General features: G+C 48.2%; 13 protein-coding genes and 1 pseudogene. 4 read left to right on the top strand and 10 right to left on the bottom strand.

From position 1 onward, the window contains the following. Window positions 1–17: 17 nt before the first annotated feature. Entirely contained in the window at window positions 18–3,233 is a 3,216-nt protein-coding gene (locus tag OCV81_RS04950) for a SusC/RagA family TonB-linked outer membrane protein (RefSeq protein ID WP_148328916.1), read from the bottom strand. A gap of 237 nt (window positions 3,234–3,470) precedes the next feature. Here OCV81_RS04950 and OCV81_RS04955 point away from each other — a divergent pair, with 237 nt between their 5' ends. Then, on the top strand, window positions 3,471–7,628 hold the full coding sequence (locus tag OCV81_RS04955; protein ID WP_148328919.1) for a hybrid sensor histidine kinase/response regulator transcription factor: 4,158 nt from the start codon (window positions 3,471–3,473) through the stop codon (window positions 7,626–7,628). Between the two features lie 33 nt (window positions 7,629–7,661). On the opposite strand, the gene OCV81_RS04960 is transcribed toward OCV81_RS04955, so the two are convergent. Then, complete coding sequence (locus OCV81_RS04960; RefSeq protein ID WP_022354265.1) at window positions 7,662–8,564, bottom strand: helix-turn-helix domain-containing protein; 903 nt, start codon at window positions 8,562–8,564, stop codon at window positions 7,662–7,664. 288 nt (window positions 8,565–8,852) lie between these two features. Between OCV81_RS04960 and OCV81_RS04965 the strand changes: the two genes are divergently transcribed. Continuing rightward, on the top strand, window positions 8,853–9,491 hold the full coding sequence (locus tag OCV81_RS04965; protein ID WP_148328921.1) for a UpxY family transcription antiterminator: 639 nt from the start codon (window positions 8,853–8,855) through the stop codon (window positions 9,489–9,491). 11 nt (window positions 9,492–9,502) lie between these two features. Here the strand turns inward: OCV81_RS04965 and OCV81_RS04970 are convergent, their stop codons facing one another. The 3 genes from OCV81_RS04970 to OCV81_RS04980 all read right to left on the bottom strand — a co-directional run bounded on the left by OCV81_RS04970 (window position 9,503) and on the right by OCV81_RS04980 (window position 11,420). Next, window positions 9,503–9,901, bottom strand: a complete 399-nt coding sequence (locus OCV81_RS04970) for an FKBP-type peptidyl-prolyl cis-trans isomerase (protein WP_072542485.1) — start codon at window positions 9,899–9,901, stop codon at window positions 9,503–9,505. Between the two features lie 46 nt (window positions 9,902–9,947). Further along, window positions 9,948–10,865 carry an SDR family oxidoreductase gene (locus OCV81_RS04975; protein ID WP_148328923.1) on the bottom strand — a complete coding sequence of 306 codons (918 nt, stop codon included), beginning with the start codon at window positions 10,863–10,865 and terminating at the stop codon, window positions 9,948–9,950. A gap of 63 nt (window positions 10,866–10,928) precedes the next feature. Beyond that, entirely contained in the window at window positions 10,929–11,420 is a 492-nt protein-coding gene (locus OCV81_RS04980; RefSeq protein WP_148328925.1) for a DUF4112 domain-containing protein, read from the bottom strand. Between the two features lie 75 nt (window positions 11,421–11,495). On the opposite strand from OCV81_RS04980, the pseudogene OCV81_RS04985 reads away from it, so the two are divergent. Continuing rightward, window positions 11,496–12,236 (top strand): annotated as a pseudogene (locus OCV81_RS04985) (MBL fold metallo-hydrolase); the annotation flags it as partial. Between the two features lie 27 nt (window positions 12,237–12,263). Then, window positions 12,264–12,662 (top strand): (deoxy)nucleoside triphosphate pyrophosphohydrolase, encoded by a 399-nt coding sequence (locus OCV81_RS04990; protein ID WP_262640138.1) that lies wholly within the window; start codon window positions 12,264–12,266, stop codon window positions 12,660–12,662. Here the strand turns inward: OCV81_RS04990 and OCV81_RS04995 are convergent. The 5 genes from OCV81_RS04995 to OCV81_RS05015 are packed head-to-tail and all read right to left on the bottom strand — an operon-like array spanning window position 12,649 to window position 19,203. Next, the gene (locus OCV81_RS04995; RefSeq protein WP_148328927.1) at window positions 12,649–13,173 is read right to left on the bottom strand and encodes a very short patch repair endonuclease; all 525 of its coding nucleotides are present in this window, start codon (window positions 13,171–13,173) and stop codon (window positions 12,649–12,651) included. The genes OCV81_RS04990 and OCV81_RS04995 overlap by 14 nt on opposite strands. A gap of 12 nt (window positions 13,174–13,185) precedes the next feature. Continuing rightward, window positions 13,186–15,315, bottom strand: coding sequence for an LlaJI family restriction endonuclease (locus OCV81_RS05000; RefSeq protein ID WP_148328929.1), 2,130 nt, complete (start codon window positions 15,313–15,315; stop codon window positions 13,186–13,188). 8 nt (window positions 15,316–15,323) lie between these two features. After that, a complete protein-coding gene (locus OCV81_RS05005) occupies window positions 15,324–17,183 on the bottom strand; it encodes an AAA family ATPase (RefSeq protein ID WP_148328931.1) in 1,860 nt (619 codons plus the stop codon). Further along, entirely contained in the window at window positions 17,180–17,899 is a 720-nt protein-coding gene (locus tag OCV81_RS05010) for a hypothetical protein (protein WP_148328933.1), read from the bottom strand. Before OCV81_RS05010 ends, OCV81_RS05005 begins: the two co-directional genes overlap by 4 nt. Beyond that, entirely contained in the window at window positions 17,896–19,203 is a 1,308-nt protein-coding gene (locus OCV81_RS05015) for a DNA cytosine methyltransferase (protein ID WP_262640136.1), read from the bottom strand. The genes OCV81_RS05010 and OCV81_RS05015 overlap by 4 nt, the downstream gene beginning before the upstream one ends. Window positions 19,204–19,642 lie beyond the last annotated feature (439 nt).

Below are 19,642 nucleotides of genomic sequence, written 5' to 3' on the forward strand. Positions count from 1 at the left end.
CGATTGTTTTTGTTAGTTTACAAAGTTACGTTTACGCCACAAGAGAGGGTACGGCTCAACGGATAAGTCATACCGTTCTGATACAATGCTTCCGGATCGAAGTTCTTGTTGATGGAAGTACCTGTCCACAAGTTGTCGCCTGAGAAGAATACTCTGACGCGTTCCAGTCCGATTTTGTGAACCCATGCTTTCGGCAGGGTATAACCGATTTGCAGGTTCTTCAGACGGATGTAAGAAGCGTTCTGTACGAACTGCGACTGGCTCTGGCGGTTCTGGTTAGATTTCCAAAGAGGACGCGGATAGTAGGCGTTGGTGTTTGCTCCCAACGGGTCGCCTTCCGGACGGAAGAAGTCCCAGTGTTCCTTGTAACCGGTAGAAGACCATGCGTCGCCGTCTACACCCCAGAAAATCATACCGCTCAACAGATAGTCACGTTTGGCCACACCCTGGAAGAAGATGCTCAGGTCGAAGCCTTTCCATTCTGCACCGATGTTCAAACCGAAGCGGAAACGCGGAGTCGAGTTACCAATAATCTTACGGTCGCCCGGGTTGTCTACTGTATTCTCGCCGTTGGTGATTTTTCCGTCACCGTCCAGGTCGGCATACATCATGTCACCGGCCTTCCATCCTGAAGCAGCCAGGCTGACACCCGGAATGGTGTTCTGGTCTACCTTCTCCAAGTGTGCGGCCATTTCTTCGTCTGTCTTGGCCATGCCTACTGATTCATATCCCCAGATTTCGCCCAGATACTGTCCGGTGTAATAAGTGGAGAGTGACTTGCTGGCGTTGGGGTATTCCGTAATTTTAGTACGTGAATCAGAAAAGTTGAAGGCTACATTGTAGTTGAATTCACCGATGCGGTCCTGCCAGTTCAGCTGGAGTTCCCAACCTTTGGTGCGCAAAGACGTATTGTTGCGTTGCGGAGCCGAAGCACCCACAATCGGAGAGATTTCCTGTGCCGGTCCTACCATGTCTTTGGTATCACGGATAAAGTAGTTGAAGTAACCGCTCAAACGGTTGTTGAAAGCGCCGAAGTCCACACCGTAGTTGTAGCTGTAAACACGTTCCCAAGTCAGCAGGGAGCTTACCAGTCCTGGAGCGCTTGCAATGTTCGACTTGTTGGCCGCATCCAGCAACCAGCGTCCGCCTGCATCCGGGCTGCCCACTGTGACTGCCTGAATGGCATAAGTAGGATAGTAGGAGTTGGTGTTCTGGTTACCAAGGCTACCATAAGAGAAGCGGGGTTTCAAGGTGTTGACCCATTTGCTCAACGGTTCCCAGAAGGATTCGCGAGCGATGTTCCAACCTACGGAAACAGAAGGGAAGGTAGCCCAGCGGCTGTCTGCGCGGAAACGGGAAGAACCGTCGCGGCGGATGTTGAATTCAAACAGGTAACGTCCGTCGAAGTCGTAGTTCAAACGTCCAAAATAACCTAATGATGACCATTCACCGCGGTATGCGCCGTTGCTCTGTGTACCGGTAGAAGTATTGACATCCGGATTGTTGTCGTTCATCACGTCAGAACGTTTGGCCCATACATTGTTGTAGCGGTAGCTTTCGCTGTTCATACCGAGCATCACTTTCAGGTTGTGCTTTTCCAGGAAATTGAGGCTGTAGTCGGCATAGAGTGAAGTGGTAATCATCGTTTCACGCTGCTGTTCGCTGTAAGCCCAAGTCTTTCCGGCTGCCAGGTCGGCGTCACCACCCAGCCATTGTTCGGGAATCGGATTGTTTTCTTTGTCATAGAGATACACTCTGGCCACATTGTAAAGGTGTTCGTAGCTGCCTGTACGCAGAGCCAGGTCACCGTGAATGGTCAGTCCCTTCATCGGAGTCAGAATCAGGCTACCCTGTGTAAAGTAAGTGTCGTCCTGTGTATTGGAGCGTCCGCCCGAGGTCAGCTGCATCAGTTTCGGGTTACGAGTGTAATGACCGTTGTTGTCGTAAAGCGGCATGTTGGGGTGCAGCTTGGTAGTTTCTGCAAAGAAACGGTCGCCATACAGTTTCAGGAAGGTCGGCATGCCGATGTCTTCGCGGATGAAACGGCTGTTGAATTCCAGACGCATCCATTTGGTGATTTCCGCACTGATGCGGGCACTGGCATTGTAACGCTTTTTGTTGTCGTTGGCGTAGTTCATCTGTCCGTCCTGGCTCAGGAAGGCACCCGATACATAATATTGTATCTTTTCATTACCTCCCGACAGGCTTACGTTGTGCTCTTGTCCGAAAGCCGTCTTGTCGATGAAGTTGCGAGGCCAGTTCTGGTTGTCGTTGGAGTTCTGGTTGAAGGCGAAGCAGTTACCGTTCTGTGAAAGAGACGGGTCGGCAGTGGTAGTAATCTCCCCGCGCATGTACTGCTGGATACGTTCCATGGTGATGTCCGAGAAGAAGTGTGCTTCACCGGAACCCGTGTTGTCGATGGCACGGTTGAAGTACTGTGCAAAAGTATAGGCATCCAGCATGTCAGGGATGTTGGTCGGACGAGACCAGCGCAGGTTGTTGGAGTACGAAATGCTGGTCTTACCCTGCTTACCTTTCTTGGTAGTAACCAGGATGACACCGAACGGAGCACGTGAACCGTAGATGGCAGCAGAAGCCGCATCCATCAATACCGAGATGTTGTCGATGTCTTGCGGGTTCAACTGGTTCAGGTCGCCTGCCACACCGTCAATCAGCACGAGGGGAGAAGCGCTGGAACCTGTTCCCAGGTTACCTGTACCACGGATATTGAAAGAAGGATTGGCATCCAGCTTACCGCCGGCATCCGGGATGCTGACGTTCAGACCCGGAACTACACCTTGCAGGGCCTGGCCTACGGAGGTGACCGGACGGGATTCCAGTTTCTTGTTGTCCACCGAAGCTACGGCACCGGTCAGGTTCACTTTCTTCTGTGTACCGAAACCTACCACTACAACTTCGTCGAGTGTCTGGGTGTCTTCCGACAGGGCTACCTGATAAGAGGTCTTGCCTTTCTGTACCGGGATTTCCAATGTCTGATAACCGATGTACGATACGACCAGCGTACTCCCGGCAGCCACGTTGTTGAGCTGGAAGTTTCCGTCCAGGTCGGTGATACCGCCGTTGGTCGTACCTTTAATCACTACTGACGCCCCGATGATGGGTTCATTCAGCTTCTTGTCTGTGACAATTCCGGAGATGCTCATCTGTTGCGCGTGTAGCGGTAGCAAACCTGCCAGCACTGCGATGAGCAGAGTGATGAATTGTGTCTTCATAAGGTTCCTTTTTAGATTAAGTTGTTAATTAGATGGTTAAACAAATTGGGTGTCTTCACCTTTTGCAAAGCTATGAATTTAATGTTTCAGTCACGGTGGGTAAACGTCGCATTAATGGGGGGTATTCTTCTTATCACCGCTTTTTTAGGGGTAAAATCTGTTTTTTTCACTTTCAGAAGGCATTTTGTAGCGGATTTTTGTTTTCTTTGCATTTGTTTACTAGGCTAAATCTAAAGAATGAAAATTTACACACTTATAGTCCTCTTTTTTGTCGGAATCGTGCTTCCGTCTGGAGCCCAAAGGTTGCTGGAAAAAGATTTTCAGGTGCTGAACATGAACGACGGAATAGCCGACAATGACATTCATTCCATTGAAAAGGATGCCGAAGGCTTTATCTGGTTTGGTACCAGCAGCGGATTGAGCCGCTACGACGGGCAGGATTTCAAGACTTTCCGCATCACGGAGGCCCTTCATCGCACGGTGGGGAAAGTAGTCTCACTGAACAAAGATTATTTGCTGGTCCGTTCGGAGCGGACACTGTTTCTGTTCGACAAGCAGTGGGAAAGGTTTCTCTCTCTCTGGGATGTGGAGCGGAACAGGATTGTGGACTTTACCCGTTTCGTGGCGACCAGCGACGGACATTGCTGGGGAGTGGCCGGAAACACACTTTCGGAGATGGATTTGTCTACGGCTTCCTTCCGGGAAGATACGGCCTTTGTTCATTTGCAATCCACGGTCAAGGTGGAATCGGAGCAGGAACTTATGATGCTCTGTCTGGGAGAAGACGGGAAGAGTCTTTATGGTATAGGCCGGAAAGGTACGGTTTACCGTTATGACCGGGGGCAGAAGCGGCTGGAAACGCTTTGTGTCCGCCCGATGCAGCTGGATGTGCTGGTTACTTCGGCGTTGCAGGGGGATAATTTTCTGTGGATAACGACTCTCGGCGACGGACTGTATGCTTACGACCTGACCACCCGTGTGATGCATCACTGGCGCTACAATCCGGCCAACCGCAACGAACAGCTCTCGCACAACGATGTGTTCCAGCTTTTGCCCCTGGGGGACTCCCGCTACATGGCCTTGACATGGAACGGCTATACGCTGCTTACATTGACCCCGGAGCGGGAACTGAAGATGCGGGCTTTTCATTCTTTCGAGAACAGCGGTAACCAGTACATCGAGACCCGCATGGTGACCGGCTATTATGACCCCGAAGGATTGCTGTGGATTGGAACGGAAGGAGGGGGCGTGCTGTTTTCTGACCTGCGCCAGCTTTTCTATCAGCAATATGCACAGGCACATTCCAATGAACTGTGCGGTATCCAGATGGATAAGGAAGGCTACCTCTGGCTGGCCACTTTCCACAAGGGACTGCTGCGCAGCACGCGGCCTTTTGATGCGGCTGTGCCCGTGGATTTCCGCTCGGTGGAACCGGGCGTGGCGGTGGTACGTACCGTGTTGTGCAGTGCCGCAGACGTCCGTGGCGGACTTTGGTTCGGCTCTCAGGGTGGAAAAGTGCTCCGTTATGGAGAGGACGGCAGCTGGCAGGTGGTGGAAATTGTTCCGGAAAAAGGAAAATCACCAGAGGTGTGGAGCCTGTTGCCTCTGTCGGAAAATGAGGCCTGGGCGGGTACCAGCAGCGGACTTTACCGCGTGAATCTCCGTAAAGGAACTTCGGTGAAGGTGGAATGGAAGAATTCCCAGATTTCCAATCGTGTGCATGTACGGGCATTGGCTCGTAGTGATGCCCACACGTTGTGGCTAGGTACAGCTCGCGGCCTGTTGCGCCTCACGATGGAAGGAAACCGGGTGATGCGCTCGCATACTGGTTATGAAAAAGAAGCAGGCATGCCGGTAACGGACGTGGAAGTGCGGGCACTCCTATGGGGAAGCGACCGGAAATTGTGGGTGGGGTATGCCGGCAACGGACTCGGCGTATGTTCACCAGAAGCAGACCGCATTGTATGTCGTTACACCACCGAGGAGGGCTTGTGCAGTAATTTCGTGACCGCTTTGGCTGAAGACGGCGACCATTCCTTGTGGGTGGGCTCCAATTCCGGAATCTCTCGCTTGAGCCGCCATTTGCAGTCGTTCTACAATTTCTATATCTCGGGCAGCAACCGTTCTGTGTTCTTCGGAAAGGATTTCCTGTTTTGGGGCAACCATAGCACGCTGACTTATTTCCGTCCCTCTCGGCTCCGCTTTCATTATCCCATCGAAAAGGGAAGGGTGGTGTTCACCGACCTGGAAGTCAACCATACGTCGGTGCAGATTGGCGAGCATGTGAACGGGCAGGTGATCTTGTCGCGCTCCTTGCTCTATACGAAAGGGATACACCTGAACCATGCCAACCGGAACTTCTCGCTTTCGTTCTCCAACCTGCTTTACCTGCACAAGCTTCAGAAATACCTGTACCGCCTGTACCCGTATCAGGAGGAATGGATTATGGCCGACGAGGGAGACAAAATCTCCTACGACCGTCTGCCTGCGGGAGAATATACGTTTCAGGTGAAGACGGTCTTTCAAGACCAGAGCGAGGGAGAGGTGAGCAGCCTGGACATTGTGGTCGACCCGCATTGGAGCGAGACCTGGTGGTTCCGTCTGCTGGCCACTCTCGGACTGATGGGAATATTGTTGGTCTATATCCACCGGGTTCGGCTGAAAGAAAAGCGCGTGCAGTATGAACTGCGGCTGGAGCACGAACTGTTTACGGTGAACATGGAGCGCAACAAGGAAATCGAGCTTCGCAAGGAGCGGGAAGATTTCTTCACGATGGCGGCTCATGAGCTGCGTACCCCGCTTACCCTGATACTGGCTCCTTTGCGTGAGCTCCTGCACAAGACACCCACTTCGCATCCTTTCTATGCCAAGCTGTCCATGATGTTCAAGTACGCCGAAGGGCTGCATACCCTGACCGACCGCCTGCTTTACATCCAGAAGGCAGAGGCCGGGATGGTGAAGCTCTGTCTGTCGCAGGTGGATGTGGAAGCCTTGCTGGTGGATGTGGCGCAGGGGTTCCAGTCGCTGGCTGCCGAACGGAAGATAGATTACGCCTGGGAACTGGCGCCGGACTGTGTGCCAGTATGGGCCGACCGGGAGAAACTTTCATCGGTGGTGCAGAACCTGATATCGAATGCGTTCAAATACACGCCGGAAGGAGGGAAAATCCGTCTGAAGGTGGAACGGAAAGAAATAGACGGGGAATATTTCTGCTGTCTGTCGGTGAGCGATACCGGAAAAGGCATTGATAGTGTTCTCCTGCAGCATATCTTCGACCCCTTCGTGACGGGAAAGGAAGCACCCGCTGTTTCTACGCATGTGGGTATTGGCCTGAAAATCGTGAAACACATCGTGGAGATGCATCACGGACGGGTCACCGTGGACAGCGAGCCGGGCAAGGGCAGTCTGTTCTGTGTGTACCTGCCCGAAGGAAAATCGCATTTCAGTGAAGACGACTGTACATGGGAAGAAAGTTCAGAGGCCGTCGTTGCTCCAGAAGTCTCCTCTGTTGTGCCGGAAATGATTTTCCCTGCGACATCGGAACATGTTGCAGAGGCGAAGGAGGAAAAGTTGTCTGCCGCCCGCCAGACGGTACTTGTAATTGAAGACAATACCGACATGCGTCACTACCTGTGTGAATTGTTGCGGAAGCAGTATCGGGTGCTGGAGGCCGAAAACGGAGAAGAAGGTCTGAAGATTGCCGTGGAGCAGGTGCCCGACCTGGTGCTGTCGGATGTGATGATGCCTGTGATGGACGGGTTCACCTGCTGTGCCGAACTGCGCAAGCGGAAGGAAACGGCCCACATCCCCGTCTTGATGCTCACCGCCAAGGCCGAGGACAGAGACAGCGTGGAAGCCTCCCGGCGGGGAGCCGACGACTACCTGCGCAAGCCGTTCAATCCGGAAGTGCTGCTGGCCAAGATAGCCTGTCTGCTCGACATGCGCCGTCGTCTGAAACAGATTTACACCCGTACGTTGCTGCATGCGTCGTCTGCCGCGTCAGCTTCGACGGAGAAACCGGAAAGCACGGAAAGCGAATTTATGCAGAAGGTGTGGGCTTGCATCGAGGCGAATGTCAGCAATCCCGATTTCAATGTCAAGGTGCTGTCTGGGGAACTTCACATGAGCCTTGCCACCCTCTACCGCAAGCTGAAGCAGCATACCGACCTTTCGGCCGTGGAACTGATTCGCCACATCCGTATGACCAAGGCCGCCTTGCTGCTGATGGAAACCAGTCTCTCGGTGACGGAAGTGGCCGAGCGCGTAGGCTTCAACGACCTGCCTACCTTCCGCAAGCATTTTACGGACATGTTCGGCGTTTCCCCTTCCAAGTATGCCGAGAGCGGGCAGGGCGGAAACAACAAGTCCCAGCCAGAGGCCGGGACCGGGGTGTGATAAATCAATCAGAGAAATATTGTACGGATAAGTTTATCCGCACTGGCTCCGGTATTCGTTCGGGGTGTGTCCCACCAGCCGCTTGAACATGCGGCTCATGTGCTGCGGGTACTGGAAGCCCAGGCTGTAGGCAATCTCGCTCATGGGCTTGGTGGTGGAAAGCAGCATTTCCTTCGCCCTTTCAATCACCTTTCCCTGAATGTATTCCGAGGCCGTCCGTCCCGTCTGCCGGCTGATCATGTCGCCGAAATAGTTGGGTGAGAGGAAAACCTTCTCCGCAAAGTATTTCACCGTAGGCAGTCCCTCTTCCTGCGGTGCCGGACTGTCGAAATACTCATCGAGCAACTGTTCAAAGCGTACGATGATGTCTTTGTTGGAAGCCTCGCGCGTGGTGAACTGCCGTTCGTAGAAGCGCATGCAGTAGTCCAGCAGCAGTCCGATGTTGGCCGTAATCAGGCGGCGGCTGTGCTTGTCGGCGGGGCGTCGCAGTTCCGTGTCAATCTTTTGCAGGCAGTCCATCACCGTGCGCCGTTCGTCCTCCGACACGTGCAGCGCCTCGCGGGTTTCGTAGGAGAAAAAGGAGTAATGCTTGATGTCCCTTCCCAGCTGCGTGCCCCGGATAAAATCCGGATGAAACAGCAGTCCGTGGCATTGGGGCAGTGTGCCTTCCTTCATGCGGAAAGAGGCCACCTGGCCCGGGGCGAAACAGACAATCGTCCCCTCCTGGTAGTCGTAGGGTTGGCGTCCGTAGGTGATGTCTCCGCAACAGATTTCTTTCAGGAACAGGGCATACACCCCATAGTTGACTTTAAACTCCTGCGGCCACCGCGTAGCCTTCGACAAGTCGACCACGCTGACCATCGGGTGCAGGGTCTCCAGCCCGAAGAGCCGGTTGTATTTTTCCACTGAATCCAGTTCAATCACTTCTTCTTTCATCGTCTTTCCTCCGTTTATTCTCTGGCAAATTTACGATTTATTCTTGGGAAAACCAATTGCCGCCATAAACCATTCCTGCTTCATGGCGGAGAGAAAAGCGCCCGGCCCACTTTATCCTCCGGAAAAATCAGACGGACTGCCTGTCTTTTTTGACCAGATAAGCGTCCTAACCGACCGCGCAGGCGTAAACCGGGATTTCCCCGTCCGGAAATCCAGTGTCATTTTTATAAATTCGTCACAGCCGATACCCCTTTCCGGGGAACGGAAAAACGTTAGACGAAGGGAAAAATGAATGACAAGAATGAATACGGAGGAACCGTAAATGCATCTTCCGGTGAAAAGCAGATGGGAGATACGTCCGGACTGAAGACTCTCAAACGGTTCCGACCCCAGCCTCACTGGTATGCGCTTCGTGCCACTTACGGGCGGGAGAAAAAGGCATACGACTATATGGTCTGCCAGGGAAGAACGGCCTTTTATCCGACAATCAAGCGGATGAAACTGGTGGACGGGAAGAAAAGGAGCGTGGAAGAATCGCGCATCCCCAACCTCCTGTTTGTCTATGGGCTGGAGGCTGAGATAAGGCATCTGCTGGGAGAGAATGCCGACCTTTCTTTCCTCCGTTTCTATTGCGGGCATTCCCATGTAGGCACACGAACGGTGACAAGTCCTCTTGTGATACCCGACGCCCAGATTGAAAGCCTCAAGATTATCTGTGATTCCGAGAATGAAGACATCCTCTTTGTACCCGACGACGTGAGTAAATTCCGGGAAGGCCAGCTGGTACGGGTTGTGCACGGGGCCTTTGAGGGGGTGACAGGCCGTGTAGCCCGCTACCGTGGACAGCAGCGGGTGGCCGTGGTGGTCGATGGTTTGTTTTCGATGGCGACGGCTTATGTGCCGAGTGCCTTTCTGGAAAAGCTGTAGAAAGGATGCCCTTACGCTATTCCCAACAATTCAATCTCAAAAATCAGGGTGGAGCCTCCGGGAATGCCGGGCTGTGAGAACTTGCCGTAGCCCATCTCTGCCGGGAGGTAAATCTCCCATTTGTCGCCCACGCACATCTGCTGCATCGCGATGATCCATCCCTCAATGAGGTCGCTCAGGCGGAAAGCGGCAGGAGCCCCTCCGCGGCTGCTGTCAAACTTCTTCCCGTTGATGGTCCATCCCGTGTAGTGTGCGGTGACGATGCTCCGCGGCGTGGGATGCTTGCCGTCGTTCGCACCCGAAGCCAGTACCTTGTAGTAGATTCCCTTGGGGAGGGCTTGTACTCCCTCTTCCTTTGCCTTTTCGGCCAGCCAGTCCTTGTTGGCCTGCATGTATTCTTTTTTTCCCATTTGCAAATGATTTTGGCGTAAAGATACGGATTTTCCGGAAACCGTTCTATTTCCGCCGCGAGGAATCGTCCAGTTGCATCCTTCTGATGCCCTCTTCGAAGGTGTGTGGCCGATAGCCCAGGTCCCGTCGGGCCTTTTCGATGCTCAGTCCGCTGAACCGGGGACGGGGAGTCTTTTCCTGCATCGCGGCCGTGTGCACCGGAAGGATGAGCGAACGGTCCAGGCCCAGTGTGTCGGCTGTGCGCAGTGCCATGTCGGCCACGGTCATACATTCTCCGCCGCAGAGGTGATAGATGCCGCAGACCGGTTGTGCGACGAGCTTCTCAATGCCCTGCACCACGTCGCCCACATAAGTCGGCGTGCGCCACTGGTCGTCTGCCACCCGTATCTCCTGGTGGTTGCGCAGACGCTGGATGACCAGCGAGACGATGTTGCCATGCTGTCCCGGATAAGGAGCTCCGTACACCACTACGATGCGGGCAATGGCATAGTTCCGGCAGATGGAGGCCACCACCTTCTCGCTTTCCCATTTCGTGTGGCCGTAGTAATTGACAGGAGAGGGCGTATCCTCCTCGGTGTACAGCTGGCAGGTGTCTCCTCCGAACACGAAATCGGTAGACAGGTGGATGAGCCGGCTGCCGTATTGCGCACACAAGGTAGCCAGGCTGGCCACGGCATTCACGTTCACCGCCTCGGCTTCGGCTGGATGCGTCTCGGCATAATCTGTGGCCGAAAGGGCCGCCGTGTGGACCACCACATCGGGCTGCACTTCCTCCATCCGTTTTTTTAGTTCCGCTTCGTTCGTGATGTCCGTCTCCAGAAAACGGTAGCCGTGTGCCGGCGGACAAATGTCCGGATGCAATGAGCAACCGGTGACCTGCCAGTCGGGTTTCTTTGCAAAAGCATATAGCAGGTGACGCCCTGTAAACCCGTTGGCCCCGACAATCAGTATTTTCTTGTTCATGACTTGTAGGTGAATCGTTTCAACGGTCAAAGGTACAAAAAAATGTGGGATTCCGCTTTGTCCTTAAAACAATCCCTGCACCCATCCCCACAGTTCCGCGCTGAGATAGACCACCGCTTTGGCAAGCCAGTAGATGAGCACGCACAGCAGCAGGATGCCCACGGCGGTGAGCACGGCCTTGCGGTTCACCTCCCGGATGATTTCCTGGTCGCCCTCCACGAAGCCCACAATCAGCCGGAAGTTCTTGGTGTACGAGCGGCTGAAAATGTCCAGCAGGTCGCCAATCCAGAGCGGGATGATGCCCAGCAGCATGTCCGTCAGCATGTTGTAGACGATGGCCAGGGTGAGAGGGATGGACTTGATTCTGAACAGGGACACGGCAAGAAAAGGCAGCATCATGACAGACGAGAAGATGTCGCCTGCCGTCGGGAAAAGCAGGCCGATGAGAGGGTCCAGAAAATACCGGTCCATCACGTTCTTGATGGCCCTGATCAGTCGGTAGAGCGGGTCGGTTTCCCACTGCAGGCGTTGGGTATTTTGTCTTGTAGTCTTCATTGGATGGCTTGTCGGGTACAAAGATAGTAATTCCCGGCAAAAACGCTATCTTTGCATAAACTATTCAAGAAACCTATGCAACTCATCTATATCTTCCACAGCGGCTTTGCCCTCGAGACCGACCGCTGCATCCTCGTGTTTGATTACTGGATGGACCCTGCCGGCGTGATGCCCCGTCTGCTGCGGTCGCCCAAGCCGATGTACGTCTTCTCCAGCCATTTCCACGAAGACCATTTCAACCGCGACATCTTCTCCTGGCGGACCGTGAAGACGAACCTCCGCTACATCCTTTCGAAAGACATCCTGAAGCACCGACGCGCGCAGAAGGACGAAGCCGACGCCTGGCTGGGCAAGGGAGCTACGTGGGCAGACGAGCTGGTGCACGTGGCCGCCACCGGAAGCACCGACAGCGGCGTGTCGTGGGTGATTGAGACCGGCGGCAAGCGCATCTTCCATGCCGGCGACCTGAACAACTGGTACGCCCGCTTCCTGACCGACGACTACTACGGAGGTACGGTCTACAGTCCCGATTTCGGCATGGACATCGACCCTCTGAAGGAAGAGAAACGTTACCTGGGCGAGCTGAAAGACATCCGCAAGCTCACCGACCGTTTCGACGTGGTGATGTTCCCCGTAGACGGGCGCATCGGAAACGGCTACACCCGCGGGGCCCGTCAGTTTCTCGACGTGTTTCAGGTCGGCCTGTTCGTGCCCATGCATTTCGTGGCCAGCGGCTTCGAATCGGCCTGGCGGATGAAAGAGTTCACCGACGCCCAGTCCGTCCCGTTCTGGAGCATCCGGCAGGAAGGAGAGACGTATGTGGTGGGCAAGCGCATCGAGGTGGTGGCGGCGGTCATCGTCCGAGACGGGAAGTACTTCGCCACCCAGCGCGGCTACGGTGAGTTCAAGGATTACTGGGAGTTTCCCGGCGGGAAGATGGAGCCGGGCGAGAGCAGGGAAGAGGCCCTGGTGCGGGAAATCCGCGAGGAGCTGGACACGGACATCCGGGTGGATGCCTTCCTCACCACGGTGGACTGTGAGTATCCGTCGTTCCACCTCACCATGCACTGCTACCTTTGCTCGGTGGTTTCCGGTAGCCTGGTGCTGAAGGAGCATGAGAACGCCGCCTGGCTGAAGCGGGAGGAGCTGGAGAGTGTGGCGTGGCTTCCGGCGGATGTGAGGGTGGTGGAGGAGATAAAGAGGCAGTCAACCTCTTCCAGCCGTAACTTTATTCAGGACTGACGGGATTGTTTGTGTGATAGGTATCTTCTGTATCTTCCGCAGCCATGAACGGTTCTTCTTCCTCGATGGAGTAGCTCACGGCGTGGTCTTTCAGGTAAATATGGTTGAGCGTATATTCCAGAGCCAGTAGCGTCTGCTCCCGTTTCTGAGGTTTCAGCTCACATTCCCATATCGTCATGCAGTGCCAGCCCATTTGTGCCAGTTTCTGCTGCACCTGCTTGTCACGTTCTATGTTGCGTGTGATTTTTCGTGTCCAGAATTCCGTGTTGGTTTTGGGGATGACATAATATTTGCACCCCTCATGTCCGTGCCAGAAACATCCGTTGACAAAGATACAGGTACGGTATTTCCGCAGCACGATGTCCGGACGCCCCGGTAGACGCGGATGGTTCAGACGGTACCTGAATCCGTGGGCGAACAGGTACTTTCTGACTATCATTTCCGGCTTGGTGTTGGCCGAGTGAATGGCAGCCATGTTTTTGTGTCGCTGGTCTTGAGAGAGGATGTCCATGATTCTGTTTTGCTATTTTATGTAATTATACATCTTGATTACATCCTCAATGGAGATAACCTCTCCCGGGCGCATTATCTCATAAATAGATTTCCAGGTATCTCCGATATGAATATATTTCCCCAGCTTGAACTTCAGGCAAGGTTGTGTATTACCTTCTTTGTCTTTGTAACTGCCGAACTGTAGTTTCTCTATTTGATAGAAGCCGTCAATTTTTCCGCTCACCATAGGCAGGAAGTATTTGACTTCAATCAGATTAGTTGGCGGAATTTTTTCCATCGTGTATAGTTGGGCCTGATGGGTGCGGAAAGTTTCATAATCCTCATCCTTGACACGGATAAGTCCTGTAAACACATTTTTTACAGAGGTTACCATTTCTGTTGGAATTGCGCTATGTGTTTTCGAATCATACTGTTCAAACATCGGCCTTGGATCTTCTCCCATTTTACATTCCTGAATGACAAAATATTTACCCAATTTGTCCAGCAGAATCCTGTTTTCATCTGGAAAGTCTTTGCTGAGAGCCAGAGAATAAATATCTTTTTCCGGATAGGGAGTATAAATCTTTCCAAGCAATTCCTGGAAGTGCTCTTTGATATAGGATGCTGCGTTTACTCCGCTACGTGCCTTCATGGCATGGAACTGGAAATTATCTTCCAGCATTTTCTGTATTTCCTGTCGGAATTTCTCTCTGACTGCGGCCTTCCATGAATCTTTTTGCAAGGCATTGTTTCTAGCATATAAAGAAACCACATAAAGAAAGTTCACGTCATAATGGCATACAAGCAAAGTATCGCGGTCAAACAGTCTGTTGTCAAATTGCTTGTTACAGAAATAAGTGTGCTGTTTGTCAGTGATTTGCAGTTTTTCTTTGTAGTTTAGTTCCTCATTCAGACGGGCACTGATAAAGAAGTTTGGAATGATGTTATAACCTTCAGTCTGGTCATCCCGCAGTTTGGAGACACCTTTTGCTTTGGACAGGTTGACTTTCTCGTCCTCGCCATTCATGAAGAGGTTTAGGTTCCATTGAATCACATTGCGTGCATAAGTGAACTGTTTGTACACAGAGTGGCGACCTATGGCATTGCCTCTCTTGTAATATTTAGAATCACCTATGTAGTAGATAGGCTGTTCCTCGGTAGTTGTCAGACTCTTGTAGGTGTACATGTGGTCTACCAGCTTGCCGTCTTCCTGTTCCTTCAGTCCGTCAGGAATATTCTTGTCACCAATAAGTTCATCAATAATCGCCTCGAAAACGATGTTGAAATTCTTTACCAGCAGGTATTCCTGCAAATCCGTATTTATCTGTACCTGTCTTGCCGCATCAAAAAAGGCATAGCAAAGATTCCATAATTCCAGTGCCTTATCGGAGAAATACTTGTATTTGATTTGCAGCAGACGTGTTTTACCGATTCCGCTCAAGTATGTTTCAAACTGTTTCCCCTTGATCAGATTAAAGTGACAGTCTATTTCTTTGGCAAATCCGTAATGGTCACCGATGTAGTTCAGGATGGAGAAAAATATAATCAAAAGTTCCTCGTCAAAATTTATCTGCCTTTTTTTGTTGACTGGATTCAGGTATACAGGATGATTGTTTTGAACGATGGCGGTGGTTGTGCCTATGGTACGTGTCCAATTTATCTTGTTGTATCCTGAATGCAGGTTTTTCAAGATGAAGAAGAAAAAGTTTCGGTTGTCCTTGTTGAATTGAATAAGCGAGAGCAGTATGTCCAGGAACGTGTTGCTTAACCTGCGACTGCCTTTTCCGATTTGAATAATCTTTTTGTGATATACGATGTCCGTCTGGTTGTTTTGGTCTGTCCTGAATACATCAATTGTGCGGTAAATCCACACGGAAAACTCATAAATGAAGTTCTTTTCTTTCTGAGTAAGCTGGTCGTTTTTATCAAGATGAATGATGTCCTCCGGTTTATATTTACCGAAAACCAGTTCTTTTCCATCGATATCTTCCAGAAGAACCTTGGGCAAGATAAATACGCAGTCGTGCAGTTGGGTATTGTAAAAATAACCTACGTAATTCAGAACCACGTAGCCCTCTACATTTTCCAAAGCATCAATGCCGTGGAGAATGTCTTTTACGTTTGCCGCAAGATATTGATGTCCTTCTATGATGATTTTCATGAATCTTCTTACATTTCAATTACTTTGACTTTTAGACCTAAATTTAGTTTATCTGATATCTCTTGTATTTTGGCCAGTTTGGCATCCGTAGAGAATTTTGTGAGAACCAGATATCCATCTTTTATGCTTCTTTGGGATTGTCCATAACCTTTATCATCGGTTATTGGAGTTTTACTAATTAATTTATAACCTGAGATAAGTATATTTAGAGCCTCTACCTTACTTGGTCCGATTTTGTTGATAACTTCTAGAAGTGTAGTAGTAGAATTATTGTGTTCAATGATTTCTCCGTTAGGGAATACTACTTGTAGATGCCTTTTGGTATATGTACCTGATTGATCAGCTTTTTCATCTTCTTCTTTTTCTTCCTCGTTGATTATTTCAACTCCTAGATTGTTCAAGAATAAGTCAATTTTCTCATTCTGCACAATAGCTTTACCGTTTCTGTCAGCCTTGTAGAACTTGTCAAAAGAAAGTGTACCTCCATCTGTATCCTTGAAGATGGTTCCGTCGAATCCATAATCCTTGAATACATCATTCCATAGATAAAAGATGACTTTTCCCACAAAGGTTTCTGCACTGATATAGCCGTTTTCGGCTTTGCAAAAGAAAAAACCTAATTTTTTGTCTTCTGAATTGGTGGTTGAGCCAATCTGAAGATTGATTTTTTCAATGAATGACCACCAGTCGTATTCGTTAGTACCTACACTGATTTTCCAGTTCAGCTCGTTTCCATTATCATCATAACCCTTTCCTATAGGCATGTACTGCCATTCCCAACGGCGTTTGAAAGCTGAATCCACAGGGAAGAGTGACTGGTCGCTGGTATTCATGGTAGCCCATATATAAAGATTGTCCGGCAAAAGCAGAATTTCTCCTTTCAGTACCTGCTCTGTAATTTGTCGCCCGTTGTATAAGTTATTGATTCGTTCAGACTGAGGAATGGAAAGCCCATCGAACGCTTTGCAAAGCTGCTTTTTCATATCGGTGTCTGTATAGATGGGGTAGTCAGAGAATCCTGTAGAATTTCGGTCAAGAAGTTGGAACAAATCGCCGAATACTTGGGCACAATTACCTCGGTTGATTTCTTCGATAATGAGATATTGCTTTTGAGGTTCTGCGTCCTCAGCCGCTTTTGCATAGAATTTCCATGCCTGTATGTAGGCTTGAAGAAAAGCCTGATTGACAAATTCATATACAATCCGGTCTTCCTTGACTTCTTCTCCTCCTTCGATAATCTTATGACCAGCTACGTCACGCATCGTTACTTGGATGGTCGTAGGTTTGTAGGCACCGACAAATGTGGAATAATCACTGTCAGGATGGAATGTGGTACGGATAACACTTTCATCCTTGGTTGTTTCATTAATGGTGTATGACTTACCTGTACCCGGAGCACCGTAAAAAATAATCTGCAACCCTTCTTTTGATGCAATGTTTTTTTCTTCCTTTTCTTGGGAAAGGAATAGAATCGGATTATTGTTGGCTATTTGGAAAAAATTATCAAATAATGAATTTTTGGGAATATAATAGAATGCATATTTATTTATTCCCTTTTCTTTGATAGCGAAATAGTCATCAATATTGCTGATATTTAGTTGCAATTTTTCAAGAAGATAATCTTTTAAATCTATGGAGCTGTCAGCATTTTGATATATCTTATAATCACCTCTTGCTGGACTTAACCTTAAATGTGTTTTGACATTTGTTTTAATGGTCGGGTTATTAATTGAGCAACATTCAAATTCTACAAAATAGTCATTATTAGTAAAATGAAAGAATTCTTCTATCACTTTCTTATTAAATTCTATTTGTTTCCCTTTGCTAGGGTTTAAATCATTGGCACGAAATTTAGAAATATAAATCATGGATTAATAAATTTGCCCCATTGCTCAGCAATAGCTTCTGCGAAACCTGGGAATGTTTTACTTCTTAAACGTCTTCTTTCTTCTGTTGATATTTTTGTATTAAATGAGTCTGAATACCATTTAGGTAAAGAACGGCCACTTGATAGTACAACCCTAGGACCTTCATCTACTATATTTGTAGGTTGTAATAAGGGAAGATTGTGTAACCATAGGCATGTTTTTTTTGATGCTGAATCTCCAAACCAAAAAGGTTGAACTATTTGGTCTGGTTTCCTATATTCCGCACTCATACAACCAACAGGGTTCTCAATAGCCCAATGCTTTATATCTGTTTTAGTAAATTCCATAAAAAATTTTATGGCCTCTTGTTTAGCTTTTCTTCTTCCTGGATGATTAGGATGTTCTCTTCGTTGTTCTATTGGTAAATTGGCATCATCTGGATGATAAAGCCATCTTGCTCCACTAACTGATAAGTATGTGCATGGTGGGTGTGCAATCATTAAATCCCAATTCTCTCCATGAGGTAAATAATATTTCTCCCCAGTTTCCAATGTTCCTCCATGATTAGGGATAACTTGAAGGACATCTTCTTTAAAATGCCATTCCGGATGTCCGCCAGAACATTCTAGAATATCACAACTAAATGCATTATATCCTCGTTTTCTAAAAGCCTTACATATAGTTTGACTTTCTTCACATGCAATCAATATATTCATATATTATTTTTTCTAAGTTCTTTATAAATGGCATTTGCAATACCTTTAGCCAATAATACAGGAACAGCATTGCCAATCATTTTAAAGCAATATGAATTAGATCCTATGAATTCAAAATCCAAAGGGAAACTCATTAACGTCGCAGCTTCTCGTATTGTTATACTTCTAGCCTGTTGCGCATCAGGGTGAATGAACATCATCCCATCTTTACTTAAATGTGCTACAATTGTATGAGACGGTTTATCCCACTCTAAGTTTTTATACTTTGTATACAAAGTTTTGTGTCCTGTGGCTTGATAATAATAGTCAACTTGCTCTTTATGCGATATATAGTTCATCCTTTTTTCCACCCATTCTTTGAATATCTTTATTTCTCTTAAAGAATTATACCTCGGAATGTGTTGAGTTATTTCTTTTCTTTCGTTACTCACTTTATGAGATATATTAATGCGTCCCTCTTTCTGTGGTTCTTTTAAGGGATAAATATGTGGAAAATTTCCAATAGCATCTTTTACAGTTTTTATAGGTAAAGGCGATTCTTCAGCTTTTATTGAATCATATAAACTGTTTAAGTTTAGGCAACTTCCTTTTTTTATTCCTAAAATAATAACTCTTTTACGATATTGTGGTACTTGAAATTGTACAGCATCAAATATGGAATTGCGTAGCTCTTCAGGAGAACGAATTTCGTAACCGATTGCATTGAACGCTTCAAAAATGCGTTCGGTTACATGTTTCCCTCCAGGCTTTGCGCTTAATATACCAGGGACATTCTCAAATACAAACATTTTAGGTTTAAAAAAATCTACAATACTTACAAAGCTTTCAAAGAGATAATTTCTATAGTCATTTTGCATAGAATTTTTATCTGTAGCACGGCCATGTATAGAGTATGCTTGACAAGGCGGACCACCGATAATAACATCTACTTTATTTTCTCCTATAATTTCTTTTAATCCTCCATGAATAAAATCCTTATGATTATCTCCTTTGTATTTAGATAAAGTTTCTTCAGACCAATTTCCATTGATTAGTTCATCTGTCTTTTGTACGTCAAATAGCACAACATCTCTCAAGGCTTCTTTAGGGGTATAATTCCAATGTGTAACTAGTCTATGACGTAAAGTCTCTACCATAGGTTTTTCCCATTCAACATGTGCTAATGATCTGAAATATCCGGATTGAAGAAATCCTTCAGTCAGGCCTCCACACCCTGAGAACAAATCAATAAAAGTATATTTATGTGTCATTATATGTTTATTTTCATATATTGTATTTGCAAAATTATTTTTAAATGCACTCAATAGGTTTGTATTTTTACATGTTATGATTGGCATTTTTATTCTTAAATACTGCAAAGATAGAAAATTTTGTTATGCCGTAAATGGTAAAAGGGATATTTTCTAGTGGTGTATACTAGATTGCGTCAATGTGATTTTTAGTGCATATTTAATTTGTTATAATAAAGTCTTTTAAATTGGTAGGCTTAATAAATATTTCTGTTTCTTTATCTTACTTTTTCTTGAAAATTTTTGCAGAGAAAACGCATCAAAATTTCTTTAACAGGATTTAGTTTTTGATGTTTGTATTTATCTGATTATCAGGTTGTTTAGTTTGCATGTGTCGATGTTTTTCATTATCTTTATAATAAAAAACAGATAAATATGGATTCAATATCAAAGAAATTCTTGATTATGGATAATTTGGCAAAGGCCATGGAGCCTTTGGATACACGTGTACAAG

Source organism: Phocaeicola fibrisolvens (genome assembly GCF_025567125.1).
GTDB lineage: Bacteria > Bacteroidota > Bacteroidia > Bacteroidales > Bacteroidaceae > Phocaeicola > Phocaeicola fibrisolvens.